19 protein-coding genes are annotated in these 18,392 nt (G+C 63.4%); 8 read left to right on the top strand and 11 right to left on the bottom strand.

The genetic code is table 11. The features are described 5' to 3' along the window. The 3 genes from recR to AC72UB_RS01450 all read left to right on the top strand — a co-directional run bounded on the left by recR (position 1) and on the right by AC72UB_RS01450 (position 1,249). Positions 1-597: a recombination mediator RecR gene (recR, locus tag AC72UB_RS01460; protein WP_505188193.1), complete on the top strand. Its 597-nt coding sequence runs from the start codon at positions 1-3 to the stop codon at positions 595-597. An 84-nt stretch (positions 598-681) separates the two neighbouring features. Next, the gene (locus AC72UB_RS01455) at positions 682-879 is read left to right on the top strand and encodes a hypothetical protein (RefSeq protein ID WP_505188192.1); all 198 of its coding nucleotides are present in this window, start codon (positions 682-684) and stop codon (positions 877-879) included. Positions 880-1,042: 163 nt separating this feature from the next. After that, positions 1,043-1,249, top strand: coding sequence for a cold-shock protein (locus tag AC72UB_RS01450; RefSeq protein ID WP_505188191.1), 207 nt, complete (start codon positions 1,043-1,045; stop codon positions 1,247-1,249). 43 nt (positions 1,250-1,292) lie between these two features. On the opposite strand, the gene AC72UB_RS01445 is transcribed toward AC72UB_RS01450, so the two are convergent. Beyond that, entirely contained in the window at positions 1,293-1,730 is a 438-nt protein-coding gene (locus tag AC72UB_RS01445) for a hypothetical protein (RefSeq protein ID WP_505188190.1), read from the bottom strand. Positions 1,731-1,912: 182 nt separating this feature from the next. On the opposite strand from AC72UB_RS01445, the gene AC72UB_RS01440 reads away from it, so the two are divergent. Continuing rightward, positions 1,913-2,845, top strand: a complete 933-nt coding sequence (locus tag AC72UB_RS01440; RefSeq protein WP_505188189.1) for an alpha/beta hydrolase — start codon at positions 1,913-1,915, stop codon at positions 2,843-2,845. Continuing rightward, complete coding sequence (locus AC72UB_RS01435) at positions 2,842-3,603, top strand: class II aldolase and adducin N-terminal domain-containing protein (RefSeq protein WP_505188188.1); 762 nt, start codon at positions 2,842-2,844, stop codon at positions 3,601-3,603. Before AC72UB_RS01440 ends, AC72UB_RS01435 begins: the two co-directional genes overlap by 4 nt. A gap of 59 nt (positions 3,604-3,662) precedes the next feature. Here AC72UB_RS01435 and AC72UB_RS01430 read toward each other — a convergent pair whose 3' ends face one another. The 7 genes from AC72UB_RS01430 to AC72UB_RS01400 form a co-directional block, all read right to left on the bottom strand. Beyond that, positions 3,663-4,496 (bottom strand): alkaline phosphatase family protein, encoded by an 834-nt coding sequence (locus AC72UB_RS01430; RefSeq protein WP_505188187.1) that lies wholly within the window; start codon positions 4,494-4,496, stop codon positions 3,663-3,665. A 67-nt stretch (positions 4,497-4,563) separates the two neighbouring features. Beyond that, positions 4,564-6,198, bottom strand: a complete 1,635-nt coding sequence (locus AC72UB_RS01425) for an ABC transporter ATP-binding protein (protein ID WP_505188186.1) — start codon at positions 6,196-6,198, stop codon at positions 4,564-4,566. After that, positions 6,191-7,006 (bottom strand): ABC transporter permease, encoded by an 816-nt coding sequence (locus AC72UB_RS01420; RefSeq protein WP_463290615.1) that lies wholly within the window; start codon positions 7,004-7,006, stop codon positions 6,191-6,193. Before AC72UB_RS01420 ends, AC72UB_RS01425 begins: the two co-directional genes overlap by 8 nt. Continuing rightward, on the bottom strand, positions 7,003-7,959 hold the full coding sequence (locus AC72UB_RS01415; protein WP_505188185.1) for an ABC transporter permease: 957 nt from the start codon (positions 7,957-7,959) through the stop codon (positions 7,003-7,005). Before AC72UB_RS01415 ends, AC72UB_RS01420 begins: the two co-directional genes overlap by 4 nt. Before the next feature lie 13 nt (positions 7,960-7,972). Then, a complete protein-coding gene (locus AC72UB_RS01410; protein ID WP_505188184.1) occupies positions 7,973-9,562 on the bottom strand; it encodes an ABC transporter substrate-binding protein in 1,590 nt (529 codons plus the stop codon). 85 nt (positions 9,563-9,647) lie between these two features. Then, the gene (locus AC72UB_RS01405) at positions 9,648-11,237 is read right to left on the bottom strand and encodes an ABC transporter substrate-binding protein (RefSeq protein WP_505188183.1); all 1,590 of its coding nucleotides are present in this window, start codon (positions 11,235-11,237) and stop codon (positions 9,648-9,650) included. Between the two features lie 106 nt (positions 11,238-11,343). Next, the gene (locus AC72UB_RS01400; protein WP_505188182.1) at positions 11,344-13,371 is read right to left on the bottom strand and encodes a CocE/NonD family hydrolase; all 2,028 of its coding nucleotides are present in this window, start codon (positions 13,369-13,371) and stop codon (positions 11,344-11,346) included. A gap of 164 nt (positions 13,372-13,535) precedes the next feature. Here AC72UB_RS01400 and betC point away from each other — a divergent pair, with 164 nt between their 5' ends. Next, positions 13,536-15,044: a choline-sulfatase gene (gene betC, locus AC72UB_RS01395; protein ID WP_505188181.1), complete on the top strand. Its 1,509-nt coding sequence runs from the start codon at positions 13,536-13,538 to the stop codon at positions 15,042-15,044. A gap of 31 nt (positions 15,045-15,075) precedes the next feature. Here betC and yidD read toward each other — a convergent pair whose 3' ends face one another. From yidD to rpmH, 3 genes are read right to left on the bottom strand one after another with little or no spacing between them, the layout of a single operon-like run. Further along, on the bottom strand, positions 15,076-15,330 hold the full coding sequence (gene yidD / locus AC72UB_RS01390) for a membrane protein insertion efficiency factor YidD (RefSeq protein WP_505188180.1): 255 nt from the start codon (positions 15,328-15,330) through the stop codon (positions 15,076-15,078). Further along, entirely contained in the window at positions 15,327-15,734 is a 408-nt protein-coding gene (gene rnpA / locus AC72UB_RS01385) for a ribonuclease P protein component (RefSeq protein WP_505188399.1), read from the bottom strand. The genes yidD and rnpA overlap by 4 nt, the downstream gene beginning before the upstream one ends. A gap of 41 nt (positions 15,735-15,775) precedes the next feature. Continuing rightward, on the bottom strand, positions 15,776-15,910 hold the full coding sequence (gene rpmH, locus AC72UB_RS01380) for a 50S ribosomal protein L34 (protein ID WP_100195973.1): 135 nt from the start codon (positions 15,908-15,910) through the stop codon (positions 15,776-15,778). Between the two features lie 266 nt (positions 15,911-16,176). Here rpmH and AC72UB_RS01375 point away from each other — a divergent pair, with 266 nt between their 5' ends. Both AC72UB_RS01375 and AC72UB_RS01370 read left to right on the top strand, forming a co-directional pair. Continuing rightward, positions 16,177-16,905: a TVP38/TMEM64 family protein gene (locus tag AC72UB_RS01375; protein ID WP_505188179.1), complete on the top strand. Its 729-nt coding sequence runs from the start codon at positions 16,177-16,179 to the stop codon at positions 16,903-16,905. A 2-nt stretch (positions 16,906-16,907) separates the two neighbouring features. Then, positions 16,908-18,326 (top strand): dihydrolipoyl dehydrogenase family protein, encoded by a 1,419-nt coding sequence (locus AC72UB_RS01370; protein WP_505188178.1) that lies wholly within the window; start codon positions 16,908-16,910, stop codon positions 18,324-18,326. Positions 18,327-18,392 lie beyond the last annotated feature (66 nt).

The raw sequence follows: 18,392 nt of genomic DNA, 5'->3' as shown, positions 1-18,392 counted from the left end.
ATGGAAGGCACCCGCGACATCGAAGCGCTGATCGAGCTTATGGCGCGACTGCCGGGACTTGGGCCGCGCTCGGCCCGCCGCGCGGTGCTGGCGCTCTTGAAAAAGCGCGGGCAGTTGATGGCACCTTTGGCGCAAGCCATGGCCACAGTGGCGCTGAACGCCCGCGATTGCACGGTGTGCGGCAATATCGGCACCGCCGACATCTGCCCGATCTGCGCCGACCCCGCCCGCGCCACCGGTGAGATTTGCGTGGTCGAGGATGTCGCCGATCTTTGGGCGATGGAGCGGGGTCAGGCCTTCAAAGGGCGCTATCACGTTTTGGGTGGCACACTTTCAGCGTTGGATGCGGTGGGGCCCGATGAATTGGGCATCCCGCGGCTTGCCGCGCGGGTGACCGACGAGGGCGTGCGCGAGGTGATTCTGGCGCTGAACGCCACGGTGGATGGTCAGACGACCGCGCATTACATCGCCGATGCGCTGACCGGCACCAGCGCGCAGATCACCAGCCTCGCCCAAGGCGTGCCGGTTGGGGGCGAGTTGGATTATCTCGACGATGGCACCATCGGGGCCGCCTTGCGCGCACGGCGCAGATTCTGAACGGGGCACAAACTGACCCCGCTTTCGCCACCGTCCTGCCCAAATTGAGTCTGACACAGGATCGTCGGAGCAAGGGAGGCCATGATGGCAAGTGTTGCGGTGATCTTCGGGGGCCTGTCGGGTTTCCTCTCGACCTTGTTGGCGCTGATCGCTTTGGACGCGGGCTGGCTTTTGGCGCTTGGCCTCTGGCCTGTGATCGGGTCGGCAATCACCCTCTGCCTGATTGCACTGGCAACGTCGGCGCAGCACCCGCAGCGCGAGTTGCGGGCCGAACACGCCTGAGCCTGCCAAACCCTTGATCGTCCTTATCGGCGTCCCCATATCCTCGGGGCTACGTTATCTGCCCTCGATCCCTGTTTCCGTTTTCGGCCACAGCATTCGACCAAAAGCTGACAAGGCCGGGCCGCTGCACTGACGCGAGCGGCAGTAAGACAGGAGAGTCACGATGGCCAAGGGCACCGTGAAATGGTTCAATGAAACCAAAGGCTACGGCTTTATCGCCCCTGAGGGCGGCAAAAAGGACGTGTTCGTCCACATCACCGCCTTGGAGCGTGCCGGGCTGCGCAGCTTGAAGGATGGTCAGGCGGTGACCTTTGACATCGAGGCAGGCCGCGACGGCCGCGAATCGGCGATCAATCTGGCACTGGCCTAAGGGCCGGGGCAGATCAGGGGCGGGCCACGGCGCGCCCCTTTTTTCAGCTGGCGCGCGCCATCAAAAGCCGCTCTTGCAGCGCATGTTCAAACCCGACCCGCAGCGACACCGCGCTCAGCGGTGCGCGCAACTCGGTCGCGTCATAGCGGTTGAAGGGGAAGGTCTGCTCGGCACACTCGCTGCTGACCAGGATCACCGGAAGGCAGCGTCCCGTCGCCTTCAGCAGCATATGCGCCCGCCGACCCTGCGCCAGACCACCGATGCTGTCACAATCGATCACGATCAGTTCGAAGTCCTGCGGGCCATCAAGCACACGATCAATCGCGAAATAGAGTTCGTCGCAGACCTCAATCTGGCAGCCCATGCCCGAAAGCCTGCGCGAAACTGGTCCATGGGTTGGCTCGGACGAGACCAACAAAGTCTGGACGCCAAAGCCAACGATGGTGGCCGAAAATGGATCAGCTGCATTGAAGAGCGTCATCTCGGTGGTCCTTTTGTTGCCCTTAGCCATTGGTTAACGGTTAATTGTGCCCAAAATTGGCACAATTCCCGGCGGTTCTGGGGTAATTGACGGCCAGTGCTTGGCCATTGCCGCGTTCCGGCATTGTCGCCATGATGGCAACAGGCCGATCAACCCGATCGGCATGAGTCTTGGACACCAGCATGACAGCCGCTGATTACCAAAGCCTTATCGACGCCCCGACCTGGGGCTTCATCGAGGCAACCAATGCCGCCTACCCCCCGGACACCGCCTCGCTGACGATTGCGGATCAGCGCGCGATCTATGATCGCATGTGCCGGGTGTTCTTTCAGGGCTATCCGCCCGGCGTGACCGCACGCGATGAGGCGGTGGCCGGAGTGCCGTGCCGAGTTTATCCCGGCGCCGATCCTGTGGTGATCTATCTGCACGGCGGCGGCTATGTGGTGGGCGGGCTGCACAGCCATGACGACGTCTGCGCCGAGATCCGCGCCCGCACCGGGTTGACGGTGGTGGCGGTGGATTACCGGCTGTCACCGGAACATCTGCACCCGGCCGCCTTTGACGATGCCTGCGGCGTTGCTCGGGCTTTGGCAACAAAAGGGCCGGTCGTTTTGGCCGGAGACAGCGCAGGGGCCAATCTGGCCGCGGCCGCCGCCCATGCGCTGCGCGGCAGCGGTGTGGCGATCCTGGGTCAGGTGCTGATCTATCCCGGTCTGGGCGGCGATGTGAACGCGGGCAGCTATATCACCCACGCCTATGCCCCGATGCTGACCCGCGATGATGTGCTTTTTTACAAAGACATCCGCCACGGCGGCCCACCGCCCGAGGATGACGCCACGGTCTATCCACTGCGCGACACCCATTTCGCGGGCCTGCCGCCGACGCTGACCATCGGGGCGCAATGCGACCCCTTGGCCGATGATGCGCGCGATTATGCCGCCAAGATCCGCGCAGCGGGCGGGCAGGCGCAGTGGGTCGAGGAGCGCGGCCTTGTGCATGGCTACCTGCGCGCCCGCGCCAGCGTGCCGCGCGCGGCGGCAAGTTTCACCCGGATCGTCGAGACGATCTCCGCCTTTGCTGCTGGCCGCTGGCCTTTTGAAGGAGATGCATCATGAATGCCCCAACCGCCAATCTGACCCCCAACCTGTCGCATTGGGCCGAACGCACCGACATGGCCGCTGCCTTCCGCTGGACGGCGCGGCTGAACATGCACGAGGCGGTGGCGAACCATTTCTCATTGGCGGTGAACGCCGATGGATCAAAGTTTCTCATCAACCCCAACGGGCGGCATTTCAGCCGGATCACCGCCAGTTCCTTGGTGGAAATCGACGCGAATGACCCCGCAACGATGAACCGCCCCGATGCACCGGACCCAACGGCTTGGGGGTTGCACGGCAGCATTCACCGCGCCCTGCCCCATGCGCGCTGCGTGCTGCACATCCATTCGATCCACGCCACTGTGCTGGCCAGTCTAGCCGACAGCCGCCTTCCGGCGATTGACCAGAACAGCGCGATGTTCTTTGGCCGCCATGTGGTGGATGACCACTATGGCGGCATGGCGTTTGAAGAAGAAGGCGCGCGCTGCGCGTCGATGTTGTCGGACCCCAAGGTCACCACGATGGTGATGGGCAACCATGGGGTGCTGGTCGTCGGGCAGACCGTGGCCGAGGCCTTCAACCGGCTTTACTATTTCGAACGCGCCGCCGAGACCTATATACGCGCCCTGCAGACCGGCCAGCCCCTGCGGGTGTTGCCTGATGCGGTGGCCGAAAAGACCGCGCGGGAATGGGAGGCCTATCCGGGCTTTGCCGAGGCGCATCTGCGTGAGATCAAGGCAATGCTGGACGAAAGCGGCGACAGCTACGCCAGCTGATCCTCGTCGTCAGCTTCGCCGCTCCTCGGACGACGAGACGGCGAAGCCGCGCGAGGAGGTCAGGCGGTGAAGAAGGGTTTCGCTTTCATCGTGGCAGGCACTGGCACGCCAAGGCGGGTGAGGATGGACGGCGCTAGCGCCAGCTGGTCCAAGACCACATCCTTGGCGGGCATCTCGCTGTCGCCAAAATAGTAAAACGCCGCGTCCTGCTGCAATTCGCCCGTGCCGCCGTGATGGCCGCGCTCGTCCTGCCCATGGTCGGCGGTGACGATCACCTCATAGCCCTTGTCACGCCAGCGCTGCAGGAACGGGGCAAGCATCGCGTCCATCATGTAGCAGGCGTTATCCATTTCTTCACAGTCGTGATAGAAACGGTGGCCCATGCTGTCCAAGGTGCAGGTGTGCAGGATGCCGTAATCGATGCCATGCACCTCGCAGAGCCGGGTGAGCGTGGCGAAAAGATCGACATCCGAAGGCGTCATCTGGTTGATGTTGCCATAGCCCGTCATGGTGTGGAACCGGCCATGGGTGATGGGGCCGCCCGGCTCATCGTATTCGATGTCGCGCACAACATCGAACGGCGCACGGTTGAAGAATTCCGACCAGAAGCTGTGCGTCACCGCCCCGGTTTTCAGCCCGGCCTTGGTGGTTTCGGAAAATACATCCGGCTGCTCAAGCCGGTAAACCGCCTCATTGCCCCAGACCCGGTGGACCTGCGGCGGCACACCGGTGTGGATCGAGGCATAGCACGAGGCCGAGGTCGAAGGCAGCACCGCACGGATGCGGTGCACCGTGGCATCGCCATTCGCAACCCAGCCTTCGAGATTGCCAAAGAGCCGCCGCCAGTTGCGGTAGGGCACGCCGTCAAGGATGATAAGCAAGAGTTTGGTCATGGTCTGACACCTTGTTGCGGGCGGCACCGGCGGTGCCTCCGGCGGGAGTATTTAGGCCAAGATGAAATCAGTTACCGGCGCTTTCCATCTTGCGGGAGGCGATCACCTTTTCCAGCCAGCCCAGTTCCATTTCCGGGACCGAGGAGAGCAGAAGGTCGGTGTAATCGTCAAAGGGCGGGGCGAGAACGTCGGATTTCTGGCCATAGCGCACCACCTCGCCCTTGAACATCACGGCGATCTTGTCGGCGATGGCGCGCACCGTCGCAAGGTCATGGGTGATGAAGAGGTAGGCCACATTCTCACGCGCCTGAAGATCGAGGAGGAGCTTGAGGATGCCGTCAGCCACGAGAGGATCAAGCGCGCTTGTCACCTCATCGCAGATAATGAGCTTGGGCTTGGCCGCCAGCGCCCGCGCGATGCAGACGCGCTGCTTTTGCCCGCCGGAGAGTTCAGCCGGGTAGCGGTCGGCAAAACCGGCGCCCATTTCGATCTGGTCAAGCAGCTCCTGAATCCGCTGGCGCTTGGCCTCACCCGTCAGGCCGAAGTAAAACTCAAGCGGACGGCCGATGATGGTGCCGACGGTCTGGCGCGGGTTCATCGCCACGTCAGCCATTTGGTAGATCATCTGCAATTCGCGCAGATCATCCTTGCTGCGGCCTGCAAGGTCAGCCGAGAGCGTGCGGCCCGCGAACTGGATGCGGCCCGCCGAGGGCGGCAGCAGCCCGGTGATGGCGCGCGCCAGCGTCGATTTGCCCGAGCCGCTTTCGCCGACGATGGCGAGGGTTTGGCCGGGGGCGACATCGACGGTCACGTTTTTCAAGACGTCGAAATTGGTGCCTTTGTAGCGCGCGGTAACATTCTGCACTGTCAGCACAGCAGGCGCCGGAGCCTTTTCCGCGTGATCGATCGAGCGGACCGACACCAGCGCCTGCGTATAGGCTTCGCGCGGGGTGTTGATGATCTGGTCGGTGGTGCCGTATTCCACCATCTTGCCATGACGCAAGACGAGGATGTGATCGGCCACCTGCGCCACGACCGCGAGGTCGTGGGTGATGTAAAGTGCTGCCACCCCGGTTTCGCGGATGGCGCGCTTGATCGAGGCCAGCACGTCGATCTGCGTCGTCACGTCCAAGGCGGTGGTGGGTTCGTCAAAGATCACCAGATCCGGCTTGGGGCAGAGCGCCATCGCCGTCATCACGCGCTGCAATTGCCCGCCGGAAACCTGGTGCGGATAACGATCGCCAATAGTTTCGGGATTGGGCAGAGACAGCTGGCGGAACAGCGACACCGCGCGGGCCTCAGCCTCGGCCTTGGTCATCACCCCATGGCTGACCGAGGTTTCGATCACCTGTTCCATCAGCCGTTTTGCCGGATTGAACGACGCAGCAGCGGATTGGGCGACATAGGTGACTTCTTTGCCGCGCAGGCTTCGCAACGCGCCCGCGTCGGCCGTGCGGATATCGCGACCGTTGAGCGTAATCTCACCCCCGGTCAGGCGCACACCACCCCGCCCAAAGGCCATGGCCGAGAGACCAATGGTGGATTTGCCCGCACCGGACTCGCCAATCAGGCCAAGGACCTTGCCCTTTTCAACTGAGACCGAGACCCCATCCACCAACACCAGATGGCGCGGCGGTTCGCCCGGCGGATAGGCGGTTGCTTCGATCTTCAGGTTCTTGAACGACAACAAAGGCTCAGCCACCGCGGCCTCCTTTCAAGCTGGAGGTGCGCGACAAGATCCAGTCGGCCACAAGGTTCACCGAGATGGCCAAGAGCGCGATGGCCGCAGCCGGAACAAGAGCGGCGGATTTGCCATAGACAAGGCCACCCTTGTTTTCGCCCACCATGCCACCCCAATCGGTCAGCGGCGGCTGGATGCCGAGGCCAAGGAAAGACAGCGTCGAGATGAAGAGCACCGCGAAGATAAAGCGCAACCCGAACTCGGCCACCAAGGGCGAAAGCGCATTGGGCAGAATCTCACGGAAGATGATCCAGCTTTGTTTTTCACCGCGCAGACGCGCGGCCTCAATATAGTCCATGACCGAAATGTCGACGGCGACGGCGCGGCTGAGCCGGAAGACGCGGGTGCTGTCCAAGACGCCAATCACAAGGATGAGGACGGTCAGATTCAAGGGCAGGACCGAGAGCATGACAAGCGCCACGATGAGCGAGGGCACGGCCATGACAAGGTCAACGATGCGGGACAGAAGCTGGTCCACCCAGCCGCCGCGCACGGCAGCAAAAAAGCCCAGGAAAGAGCCCAGCGAGAACGACAGGATCGAGGAGGCAAGGGCGACAAAGATGGTGATCTGCGCGCCATAGATCAGGCGCGAGAAGATGTCGCGGCCGATGGTATCGGTGCCCAGCCAGTGCGTGGCCGAGGGTCCATCCCACACACCGCCGACAGTGCTGTCGATCGGATAGGGTGCGATGACTTGGGCGAAAACGGCGATGAACAGGAAGCCACCGGTCAGCACCAGCCCCAGAAGGGCAGAGAATGGTATCCTCATTTCGGGTGCCTCAGGCGCGGGTTGGCCAAAATCGAGATGATATCGGCTGCCATGTTCAGGAAGATATAGACCGCCGCGAAGATCAGCCCCACCGCTTGCACGACGGGAAGGTCTCGCTTGGTCACATGATCGACGAGGTATTTGCCAAGGGCGTTGTAGCTGAAGACCACCTCAACCACGACGACGCCGACCACCAGATAGGCAAGGTTCAGCATCACCACCGAAACCACCGGCGCGATGGCATTCGGCAAGGCATGGCGCCAGACCACTTGCATCGGGCCAAGGCCCTTCAGTTCGGCGGTTTCAACATAGGCCGATTGCATGACGTTCAGGATCGCCGCACGGGTCATGCGCATCATGTGCGCAAGCACCACCATGACCAGCACGATCACCGGCAGCGCGACCGCCTGCAGCTTGTCCCAAAACCCCATGCCCGGCAGAACCATCGACACCGGCTGGAAGATCGGGAACACCTGCGTCAGCAGGAAAATGACAAAATAGGCCGCCACAAACTCGGGCAGGCTGATGGTGGTCAAGGTCACGGCCGAGATCAGCTTGTCCGGCCAGCGGCCAACATAGCGGGCGGCGACGATGCCCAGAAGAATGGCCAGCGGCACAGCGATGACGGCGGCGGCGGCGGCCAAAAAGAGCGTGTTGCCCAAACGCGTGCTGATCGACTGCGCGATATCGGCCTTGTTGGACAAGGCGGTACCAAGATCACCGGTCAGGACGCCGCCAAGCCAGCTGAAATACCGCTCCAGCGGGGGGCGGTCGAGGCCCATTTCGGCCCGCAGGTTTTCCAGCGCCACGGGCGTGGCGGACTGTCCAAGAATGGCTTGCGCCGTGTCCCCCGGCAGCGCCTCAACGCCCAGGAAGATCACGGCGGAAACCGCGAGGAGCAAAAGGAGGCCCAGCGCAATGCGCTGGACCACCAATTTCAAGACGGGATGCACGTTATTCCCGCGATCAGGCGTTCAGCCAGCACTTGTTCAGCGCGGTGCCGTTCATCAGCGTGCCCTGCGGATCGGCGATCCAGCCACCCACTTCGGCGCGACGGCCTTCGACCCAGTCGTTGAACATCGGGCAGATCAAGCCGCCTTCGTCGCGCAGGATATGAGCCATTTCCGAGTAGATGCCCTTGCGCTTGGCCGCGTCCAGTTCGCCCTTGGCCGCCAACAGCAGTTCGTCGAACTTGGCGTTCTTGAACTTGGTGTCGTTCCACTCGGCGGTGGAAAGATAGGCGGTGGTGTACATCTGGTCCTGCACCGGACGGCCACCCCAATACGAGGCGCAGAACGGGGCAACGTTCCAGACGTTCGACCAGTAGCCGTCATCGGGCTCCAGCTTGATCGACAGCGGGATGCCAGCAGCATTGGCCGAGGCGGCAAAGAGGTTGGCCGCATCCACAGCACCCGGGAACGCACCCGGAGCAACCTGCAACACGATGGGCGAGCCATCATGGCCGGACTTCTTGTAGAAGTCTGCAGCTGCGGCCGCGTCGTACTCACGCTGCGCGATGGTTTCGTCGAACAGCGGATAGGCGCCGTTGATCGGGAAGTCGTTCCCGCGCGAGCCAAAGCCGCCCAGAACCTTGTCCACCAACTCCTGACGGTTGATCGACATCTTCAGCGCCATCCGCAGGTCGTTGTTGTCAAAGGGCGCCTTGTCGCAATGCATGATGAACACATAGTGGCCCGGGCCACCAACCTGCTCGATCGCGACATCGGTATTGCCAGCCAGCAGAGCGACGATCTTCGGATCCACGCGGTTGATCATGTGAACCTGACCAGACTGGATGGCAGCGGTCCGTGCGGTGTCGTCGTTGATCGTCAGGATCTCGACCCCGTCGGCATGGCCGCGCGACGAATCCCAGTAGTTCGCAAAACGCTCAAACGTGGTGATCACGCCCGGCTCGCTCGAGGTGACCTTGTAAGCGCCCGTACCGTTGCCGGCTGCCGGATTGTCAACGCCGCCGCCCGGCTGGATGCTCAGGTGATAGTCGGCAATCAGGAAGGGAAGGTCGGCATTCGCCGAGACCATCTTCAGGGTGACCATGTCACCTTCGGCCGACATCTCAGAAATGCCCTGCACAATGCCAAGCGCACCCGACTGGGATTTTTCATCGGTGTGGCGCTTCAGCGTAGCAACCACGTCATCCGCGGTGACGGTGCCGCCGCCGTGGTATTCCACGCCTGCGCGGATCTTGAACTTCCACTCGGTCGCATCAGCGTTCGAGGACACTTCCTCGGCAATCCGCATTTCGACGGCGCCATTAGCGTCCACGTCGACCAGGGTTTCACCCCAGGTGCGGTTGATCATGTAGGGCACGTCCGAGGCCGCCAGTGCCGGGTCCAGCGAGTTGGTGCTTTCGCCGCCGGTGACGCCCGCGCGCAGAATGCCGCCCTTTTTGGGCTCTTCGGCATGGGCAGCCTTGGTGAACAGCGCACCGGCCAGACCGGCCGAGAGGCCCATGGCGGTGGTGCGACCCACGAATTCGCGGCGCGTCATTGCACCCTTGCGAACCCGCGAAATCATCAGATCCAGTTGGTCAGTCATTGTGGTATCTCCCTGCGTTTTTTTTGATTTGACCTGCAGGCCACTTTCGCAGCCTGCAGCCATTTTTCTCAATCGTTAAGTCAGATCATGCGTTGAGCCAGCATTTGGACATTGCGGTGCCCCCCATCATGGTGCCAGTCGGGTCGGCAACCCAACCGCCAACTTCGGCGCGACGGCCTTCGACCCAGTCGTTGAACATCGGAGCGATCAGGCCGCCCTCGTCGCGCAGAAGATGGGCCATTTCCGAATACAAGCCTTTGCGCTTGGCGGCGTCCAGTTCGCCGCGTGCCGCGACCAAAAGCTCGTCAAACTTGGCGTTGACGAAACGGGTGTCGTTCCATTCAGCGGTCGACAGATAGGCAGTCGAATACATCTGGTCCTGCACCGGACGGCCACCCCAATACGAGGCGCAGAAGGGTGCGACGTTCCAGACGTTCGACCAGTAGCCGTCATCAGGCTCAACCTTGATGCTCAGCGGAATGCCTGCGGCATTGGCCGAAGCGGCAAAGAGGTTGGCCGCGTCGACGGCACCCGGGAAGGCACCCGGCGCAACCTGCAACACGATGGGCGAGCCATCATGGCCGGACTTCTTGTAGAAGTCAGCCGCCGCCGCCGCGTCATACTCGCGCTGCGCGATGGTGTCGTCGAACATCGGGTAGGCCGCATTGATCGGGAAGTCGTTGCCGCGCGAGCCATAGCCGCCCAGAACCTTGTCCACCAACTCCTGACGGTTGATCGCCATCTTCAGCGCCATCCGCAGGTCGTTGTTGTCAAAGGGCGCCTTGTCGCAATGCATGATGAAGACATAGTGGCCCGGGCCCGAGGCGCGCTCGACAATGACTTCCGGCGTGGATTTCAACAGCTCCACGATCTTGGGATCAACGCGGTCGATCATGTGAACCTGACCCGCCTGGATCGCCGCGGTGCGGGCGGTGTCGTCGTTGATGGTCAGGATTTCAACGCCATCCGCATGACCGCGCGAGCTGTCCCAATAGTTCGGGTTACGCTCGAACGTGGCGATGACGCCCGGCTCATACGAGGTGACCTTATAGGCACCCGTGCCGATACCAGCGGCCGGATTGTCCACACCACCGCCGGGCTGAATGATCAGGTGATAGTCACCAATCAGGAACGGCAAGTCGGCATTGGCCGAGGCCAGCTTCAGGGTGACCATGTCGCCTTCGGCCGACATCTCGGAAATGCCCTGCACAATGCCCAAGGCGCCCGACTGGGATTTCTCATCGGTGTGGCGCTTCAGCGTGGCGACCACGTCTTCGGCGGTCACAGTGCCACCACCGTGGAATTCAACGCCCTGACGGATTTTGAACTTCCACTCGGTTGCATCGGCGTTCGACGACACTTCCTCGGCCAGACGCATGTTAAGCTCGCCCGACGGGTCGACATCCACGAGGGTCTCGCCCCAAGTGCGCAAGATCATGTAGGGGTTCGGCGAGGCCGACAGTGCGGGGTCCAGCGTGTTGGTGCTTTCGCCCCCTGTCATGCCCACACGCAGCACGCCGCCCTTCTTGGGCTCATCAGCATGGGCAGCCTTGGTGAACAAAGCCCCTGCCAAACCGGCAGAAACACCCATCGCCGTGGTACGACCGACGAATTCGCGGCGGGTCATGGCGCCTTTGCGGACACGTGCAATCATCTGGTCAAGTTGATCGGACATCGTAGTCTCCCTGCTGCGGCCCAGATCTGCCGGGGCCTTGTTTTTGTTTGAAACCTTTAAACCGCGAAGAAAACGGGATGGCAACGATTCTTGCCACCTGCCGCCCTCACACAAACCGGCGCGCCACCTCTTCAACAAAGCTGCGCTCGAACACCAAGTCATCCCCCTCAAACGCCTGCAAACGCGCCTTCAGACGCAGATGGCTGGCGGTGGCAGTCATCTCGGCCCAAGCCTCGGTGCGCACGCGCCAATCCCCGCGCGACAGGCGCTGCTCCCAGGTGTGGACCGCCCGGGCCGACAAGGGATCCGCCGGATGAATCTCCCAAAGTTCCGTCATCGTCTCGCCCGTGCGCAGGCCATGGGTCAGGTTTTCGGCGTCCCCCAGATCATCGCGGATCGCCAAGGACACTTTGCCCGAGATCAGATCACTCTCGATCTTGCGCGTGGTCTGGCCTTGGCGCAGCACCTTATGTTTCCACGGCGTGGCATGTTCGGCCGGCGGCGGCACCCAGTCCCCTGCACCACCCTGATGCACCGGCAGATCCAGACTGCCCCCCAAAAGCGTCAAACGACCCGCCTCGGGCGAGGGCCAGACAAAGGGCCAATAGCTGTTGGACAGCGCCAGTCGCAGGCGGTGACCGGGGGCCAGCCGATAGGCCATCTGGTCAATGTTGAACGCGACCTCAACCACCTGCCCCGGCACCAGGGGCGCAGGGTTTTCCATGCTGTCACGGTGACACAGGTTCAGCATCCCATGGGCAATGCGCACCGAAGCACCATCCGGCCCCACATCGCACAGCCGCGCCACGACAAAGCCCAAAGGCGCATCGGAAGACAACCGCAGCGACAACCGCGCCGCACCAAGCAGATCCAGCGGCGCCTCCAGCACCGGCCCGTCAAAACAGACCGACAGCGCATCATCGCTGGCCTGATCACCCGGCATTTCGGCATTCAGCCCCATCGGGAAAAACTCGCCCGTATGCATCCCCAGATGCTGCGGCGTTGCGATCTCGGCCCTGATCCCGCCTTCAATGCGGTCCAAATATCCCACGGGGGCCCGGGGGTGTGAAACCCCCGGCGCTTGGGCCAAATGCCACCGCTCTTGTTGCACCTGCGTGCTGGGCCAGACGGCCTCGGCCACCCACTGCCCGGCGCGATCCGCGGGGCTGGCGTTCGGGGCCTCGCTGTCCAGACGGTAAACCCGGTAAGCCGGGTCATCTTCGGCCCCGTTGGCCACGCCTTTCAACCAGCGATCCCACCAGCGCAGCGCCTCTTGCAAGAACCCGACCCGGGGCGCGGGCACGGCGGTGTGCGGGTATTGGTGCACCCACGGGCCAACGATGCCCTTCACCGGCGCGGGCACATTGGCCACCAAGGCGGCGACCGTGTTCATGTAATTGTCCGCCCAACCGCCCCAGATCTGCACCGGAATGGTCATGCGGGCATAATCCTCGCAGACGGACCCGTGCTTCCAATAGGCGTCACGCGCCTGATGGCCCGCCCAGCGCGGCGCGAGCCACGGCTCGGCCTCCAGCCGGGCCAGCCAATCGGCCCGCCAGTCAGGGCGCAAGGCCGGATCGGCGGGGCGGCTGGAATAGGACAGCATCACCGCCCCCCAGCCAAAATTCTCGCCCAACAGGCAACCGCCCTTGTAATGGATGTCATCGGCAAAGCGGTCGGTCGTGGCACAGACCGAGACGACGGCCTTCAGCGCGGGCGGCTGACGGAACGCCGTTTGCAGGCAGTTAAACCCACCCCAGCTTTTGCCCATCATCCCGACAGCGCCGCTGCACCAAGGCTGGGCGGCAAGCCAAGCGATCACCTCCTCGGCATCTCGCAGTTCCTGCTCGGTGTACTCGTCGTCGATCAGCCCTTCGCTGTCGCCACAACCGCGCATGTCCACCCGTACGGCGGCATAGCCGTGACCGGCGAAATAGGGATGCATCATCTCATCGCGCGGCAAGGTTCCGTCGCGCTTGCGGTAGGGGATATACTCCAAAACTGCCGGGACCGGATTGCTCGCCGCATCCTCCGGCATCCAGACCCGCGCCGAAAGGCGGCAGCCATCCGACAGCACTATGCGCATATCCGGCGTTTCAATCACCTGATGCGGAAAGTCAGAACGAATGGTCATGGCAGTTCTCCCCGGTGCTATGAGGCAATGGAAAATCGCAAAACGCGCAACGAATTCGCCGCTTCTACCGACAATTGCGACACAGGCGCGCTGCACGACAAAAAACCCGCTTGCCCGCCCGATCAAGCCGCTGCACCCATTGGAAAACCGACTGCGAGGCCCAGATGACCAAACGCCCCAATATCCTGATCCTGATGGTAGACCAGCTGACCGGCACCTTGTTTGAGGATGGCCCCGCCGATTTCTTGCATGCGCCAAACCTGAAAAAACTGGCCACGCAGTCGGTGCGATTCGCCAACAGCTACACCGCCTCGCCGCTTTGCGCCCCCGCCCGCGCCGCCTTTATGTCAGGCGCCTTGCCTCGGCGCACGCGGGTCTATGACAACGCCGCCGAGTTCGCGAGCGACATCCCGACCTATGCCCACCACCTGCGCCGCGCGGGCTATTACACGGCGCTGTCGGGTAAGATGCATTTCGTCGGCCCCGACCAGCTCCACGGGTTCGAAGAACGGCTGACCACCGACATCTACCCCGCCGATTTCGGCTGGACGCCCGATTACCGCAAGCCCGGCGAGCGGATTGACTGGTGGTATCACAACATGGGCTCTGTCACCGGCGCGGGCGTGGCCGAGATCACCAACCAGTTGGAATATGATGACGACGTCTGCCATCAGGCGGTGCAAAAGCTCTACGATCTGTCGCGCGGCCTTGACCCGCGCCCCTGGTGCCTGACCGCAAGCTTTACCCATCCGCATGACCCCTTCGTGGCGCGCAAGAAATACTGGGGCCTTTACGAAGGCGTGCCTGAGTTACAGCCACCCCCGGCCCTTGCCTATGAAGATATGGACCCCCATTCCAAGCGCCTGATGGACGCCTGCGACTGGCGCGGGATGGAGGTGACGCCCGACCATATCCGCCGCTCACGCCAAGGCTATTTCGCCAATATCTCGTATATCGACGACAAGATCGGCGAGATTCTGGCCGTCTTGGAGGCCAGCCGCCAAGAGGCGATCATCGTTTTCGTGTCGGATCACGGCGAGATGCTGGGCCGCAAGGGGCTGTGGTTCAAGATGAACTTCTTCGAAGGCTCCGCCCGCGTGCCCCTGATGATCTCGGCCCCCGGCCTGACGCCCGGCCTTGTCACCACCCCGGTCTCCACCATCGACCTGACCCCGACGCTGTGCGATCTGGCGGGCATATCGATGGAGGCGGTGATGCCTTGGACCGATGGCGAATCCTTGGTCCCCTTGGCCAAAGGGACCGAACGCACCAGCCCCGTCGCCATGGAATACGCCGCCGAAGGAACGATCACGCCCATGGTGTGCCTGCGGCAAGGCGCGTGGAAATACATCCACTGCCCGGCCGATCCCGACATGCTGTTTGATGTGGCGGCTGACCCCGAAGAGACGACAAATCTGGCAGGTGACCCGCGCGTGGCCGAGGTTCTGGCGCATTTCCAGACCCTCGCGCAGGCCCGTTGGGACTTGGCCGCCTATGACGCCGAAGTGCGCCAATCCCAAGCCCGGCGCTGGGTGGTGTATGAGGCGCTGCGCAACGGGGCCTATTACCCGTGGGATCACCAGCCGCTGAAACTCGCCTCCGAGCGCTACATGCGCAACCACATGGATTTGAACGTGCTGGAAGAAAACAAACGCTTCCCGCGCGGAGAATAGCGGGGAATAGGCGCACCCGCTTGGGGCGTGGTCAGGGTCGGCGGGTCTTGTCGAACTCGGGGTCCGCACCCGGCACCGGGTCATAGCCCTGCCCGCCCCAAGGGTGGCACCGGCAAATGCGATGGGCGGCCAGATAGCTGCCCTTCAGCCCGCCGTGCCGCTCCAGCGCATCCAGCGCATAGGCCGAGCAGGTGGGCTGGAACCGGCAGCCGTGCCCGACCCACGGGCTCAGCAGCAGCCGATAGGCCCGCACCGGCAAGGCGGCCAAATGGGCCAGCGGCGTCATGGTTTGTGGAGGCGGCCCAAGGCGCCGCGCAAATCGGCCAGCAAAAGCGCGTAATCGCGCAGCGTCGTGACGCCGGGCTTGGCCACCAGCACATAATCCCAGCCTGCGCGCGCCCCCGTTGGCAAGATCGCGCGCGCCACTTCCCGCAGGCGGCGCTTGGCGCGGTTGCGCGCCACGGCATTGCCGATCTTCTTTGAGGCGGTAAAGCCGACGCGCACCAAGGCTTTGTCATCCTTGCGCTCGCGCGCCTGCACCAAAAACCCGCCCGTCGCCTGCCGCAAGGCCGAGGCCGCGCGCAAGAAATCAGGCCGGTTTTGCAATGTCACGATGCAAAGCGAAACCGCCGGAGAGGCTCCGGGCGTTGTGGCATCGCTGCCTTGGCCCTGCATCTCCGGCGGTGTCATGATCTTATCCATACCGAGGCCCCGATGAGAGGCCGCAGGGATCAAGCCGACAGCTTGTGACGGCCCTTGGCGCGGCGAGCGGCCAGCACCAGACGGCCGCCTTTGGTGGCCATGCGGGCGCGGAAACCGTGGCGGCGCTTGCGGACCAGGTTCGACGGTTGGTAAGTGCGCTTCATCGCGGCTCTCCATAAGACGGGTGCCCGAACCTTTCCAGATTCGAGGGCGGTAACTTGAAGCCCGGTCTTTACGCAGGCGCGCCGCGGCTGTCAACGCGGCTTTCGTAGGAATTCTGCAACATTTCCGGGCGCTGTCACCGCGTTACGCGGGTCCGGCCTTTGTAGACTGTCACAAATCCCCCGAAAACCCACCGTTTGGCTCGCATCGGATCAACCACGCGTGAGGTCTCTGGCCTTGACCTACCCGCTTGGCGCATGGTGCGGCCATGACCAGCACCCCATCCAAACGCCCGCCCTCTGCCTTAAGACATCTGCCACTGGCCCTGATTCTGGGCGCGGCCGTGATCGGGGCCTTTGCCTTTCGCGATGTCCTGACCTTTGACGCCTTGGCCCGCCACCGCGAAGCGCTTTTGGCCTTTCGCGATGCGCATTACCTTTTGGCGAGCCTAGGCTTTATCGCCGCCTATGCCGCGATTGTTGCCCTGTCACTGCCCGGAGCGACGATTGCCACCTTAGCGGGCGGCTTTCTCTTCGGCCTGTTTCCCGGCACGCTTTACAATGTTCTGGCGGCGAGCATTGGCGCGGTCTTGGTGTTTCTGGCAGCCCGGGCCGGGCTGGGGGCCGATGTCGCCAGTAAGATTTCCGCGCGCGGCGGGGCCGTCGCGCGGCTACAAGACGGGTTGCAGGCCAACCAGTGGTCGGTCCTTCTGATGATGCGGCTGGTCCCCGTGGTGCCGTTTTTCATCGCCAATCTGATTCCAGCCTTTGCGGGCATCCGGCTTTTGCCCTTTGCCGTGACGACTGCCGTCGGCATTGTGCCCGGAGCTTTGGTGTTTACCTCAGTCGGCGCAGGCTTGGGCGAGGTGTTCGCCCGGGGCGAAGCGCCTGACCTGTCCATCATCTTCACCTCGCCTGTCTTGCTGCCGCTTTTGGGCTTGGCGGCCCTGTCGGCCCTGCCGATGGTGATCAAGGCGCTGCGGCGCAAGGAGGCGTGACAATGCAGATTTTGACCCCTGATCTTTGTGTGATCGGTGCCGGGTCTGGCGGGCTGTCGCTTGCGGCAGGTGCCGCGCAGATGGGCGCCCGTGTGGTGCTGGTGGAAGGCGGTGAGATGGGCGGCGATTGCCTGAACACCGGCTGCGTGCCGTCAAAGGCGCTTCTGGCGGCGGGCAAGGCGGCGCAAGCCATGCGCAGCGGTGCGGCCTTCGGTATTGCGCCGGTAGAGCCCACAATCGACTTTGCCGCCGTGAAAGACCATGTCGCAGGCATCATCGCCAGCATCGCCCCGCATGACAGCCAAGAGCGCTTCGAAGGGCTGGGCGTCACCGTCCTGCGCGATTGGGCGCGCTTCACCAGCCCGCGTGAGGTGCAGGCGGGCCAAACCCTGATCCGGGCGCGGCGGTTCGTGATTGCCACCGGCTCGCACGCCGCGATCCCGCCGATTCCGGGCATCGAGGAGGTGCCCTATCTGACCAACGAGACGATCTTTGCCCTGCGAGACCGTCCTAACCATCTGCTGATTCTGGGTGGCGGCCCCATCGGAATGGAAATGGCGCAGGCGCATCGGCGGTTGGGCTGCCGCGTGACGGTGATCGAGGCCGCCCGCGCGCTTGGCCGCGATGATCCGGATTGCGCGGCGGTGGTTCTGGCCTCCCTGCGCGCCGAAGGGGTAGAGATCATCGAAGGTCAGGGCGTGGTCCGCCTGCGCCGGGTGTCCGAAGGGGTCGAGGCGGTGCTGGCCGACGGGCTTGTGCTGACCGGCTCGCATCTTCTGGTCGCCGCCGGGCGCAAGCCCGCGATTGAGCGGCTGAACCTTGAGGCGGGCGGCATCACCCACAGCCGGACCGGCATCACCGTGGGGGCCAATCTGCGCTCGGTGTCCAATCGGCGTGTCTATGCCATGGGTGATGTGGCGGGCGGCCTGCAATTCACCCATGTCGCAGCGGCCCATGCCGGGGTGTTGATCCGCCAGATCCTGTTGGGCCTGCCAGCCAAGGCCGCGCCTTCGGCCCCTTGGGTGACCTATACCGAGCCGGAACTGGCGCAGGTCGGCCTGACCGAGGCCGAGGCCCGCGCCGCCCATGGCGACCGCTTGACCGTCCTTCGCGCCGAGTTCGGCGGCAACGACCGCGCCATTGCCGAGCGCAAGGGCAAGGGACTGGTCAAGGTGATGGTGGTCAAGGGCCGCCCGGTGGGCGCTTCTATCGTTGGGCCGCAGGCAGGCGAGTTGATCGGGTTCTGGGCGCTGGCCATCGCGGCACGGGTCAAACTTGGCACACTCGCCGGTCTGGTGCTGCCCTATCCAACCTTGGGGGAAACCGCCAAGCGCGCGTCTGGGGCCTATTTCTCGGCCAAACTCTTTGATAATCCTGCACTCAAGCGGGTGGTGCGGCTGGTGCAGCGGTTCGTGCCCTGATCCGGGGGCCATGCCCGCCTCGCAGGGTGGCCAAGCACAAAGGATGGAGCGCAGCGTGACAGCAAA

The organism is Allotabrizicola aquatica (SeqCode), assembly GCF_965194375.1.
Classification (GTDB): domain Bacteria; phylum Pseudomonadota; class Alphaproteobacteria; order Rhodobacterales; family Rhodobacteraceae; genus Tabrizicola_A; species Tabrizicola_A aquatica.
This window is presented reverse-complemented; position numbering and strand designations above follow the sequence as displayed.

Excerpts from the sequence above, each read along its gene's own strand:
- recR (WP_505188193.1), top strand. The coding sequence starts at position 1 with ATGGAAGGCACCCGCGACATCGAAGCGCTGATCGAGCTTATGGCGCGA.
- AC72UB_RS01455 (WP_505188192.1), top strand. The coding sequence starts at position 682 with ATGGCAAGTGTTGCGGTGATCTTCGGGGGCCTGTCGGGTTTCCTCTCG.
- AC72UB_RS01450 (WP_505188191.1), top strand. The coding sequence starts at position 1,043 with ATGGCCAAGGGCACCGTGAAATGGTTCAATGAAACCAAAGGCTACGGC.
- AC72UB_RS01445 (WP_505188190.1), bottom strand. The coding sequence starts at position 1,730 with ATGACGCTCTTCAATGCAGCTGATCCATTTTCGGCCACCATCGTTGGC.
- AC72UB_RS01440 (WP_505188189.1), top strand. The coding sequence starts at position 1,913 with ATGACAGCCGCTGATTACCAAAGCCTTATCGACGCCCCGACCTGGGGC.
- AC72UB_RS01435 (WP_505188188.1), top strand. The coding sequence starts at position 2,842 with ATGAATGCCCCAACCGCCAATCTGACCCCCAACCTGTCGCATTGGGCC.
- AC72UB_RS01430 (WP_505188187.1), bottom strand. The coding sequence starts at position 4,496 with ATGACCAAACTCTTGCTTATCATCCTTGACGGCGTGCCCTACCGCAAC.
- AC72UB_RS01420 (WP_463290615.1), bottom strand. The coding sequence starts at position 7,006 with ATGAGGATACCATTCTCTGCCCTTCTGGGGCTGGTGCTGACCGGTGGC.
- AC72UB_RS01410 (WP_505188184.1), bottom strand. The coding sequence starts at position 9,562 with ATGACTGACCAACTGGATCTGATGATTTCGCGGGTTCGCAAGGGTGCA.
- AC72UB_RS01405 (WP_505188183.1), bottom strand. The coding sequence starts at position 11,237 with ATGTCCGATCAACTTGACCAGATGATTGCACGTGTCCGCAAAGGCGCC.
- AC72UB_RS01400 (WP_505188182.1), bottom strand. The coding sequence starts at position 13,371 with ATGACCATTCGTTCTGACTTTCCGCATCAGGTGATTGAAACGCCGGAT.
- betC (WP_505188181.1), top strand. The coding sequence starts at position 13,536 with ATGACCAAACGCCCCAATATCCTGATCCTGATGGTAGACCAGCTGACC.
- yidD (WP_505188180.1), bottom strand. The coding sequence starts at position 15,330 with ATGACGCCGCTGGCCCATTTGGCCGCCTTGCCGGTGCGGGCCTATCGG.
- rnpA (WP_505188399.1), bottom strand. The coding sequence starts at position 15,734 with ATGACACCGCCGGAGATGCAGGGCCAAGGCAGCGATGCCACAACGCCC.
- rpmH (WP_100195973.1), bottom strand. The coding sequence starts at position 15,910 with ATGAAGCGCACTTACCAACCGTCGAACCTGGTCCGCAAGCGCCGCCAC.
- AC72UB_RS01375 (WP_505188179.1), top strand. The coding sequence starts at position 16,177 with ATGACCAGCACCCCATCCAAACGCCCGCCCTCTGCCTTAAGACATCTG.
- AC72UB_RS01370 (WP_505188178.1), top strand. The coding sequence starts at position 16,908 with ATGCAGATTTTGACCCCTGATCTTTGTGTGATCGGTGCCGGGTCTGGC.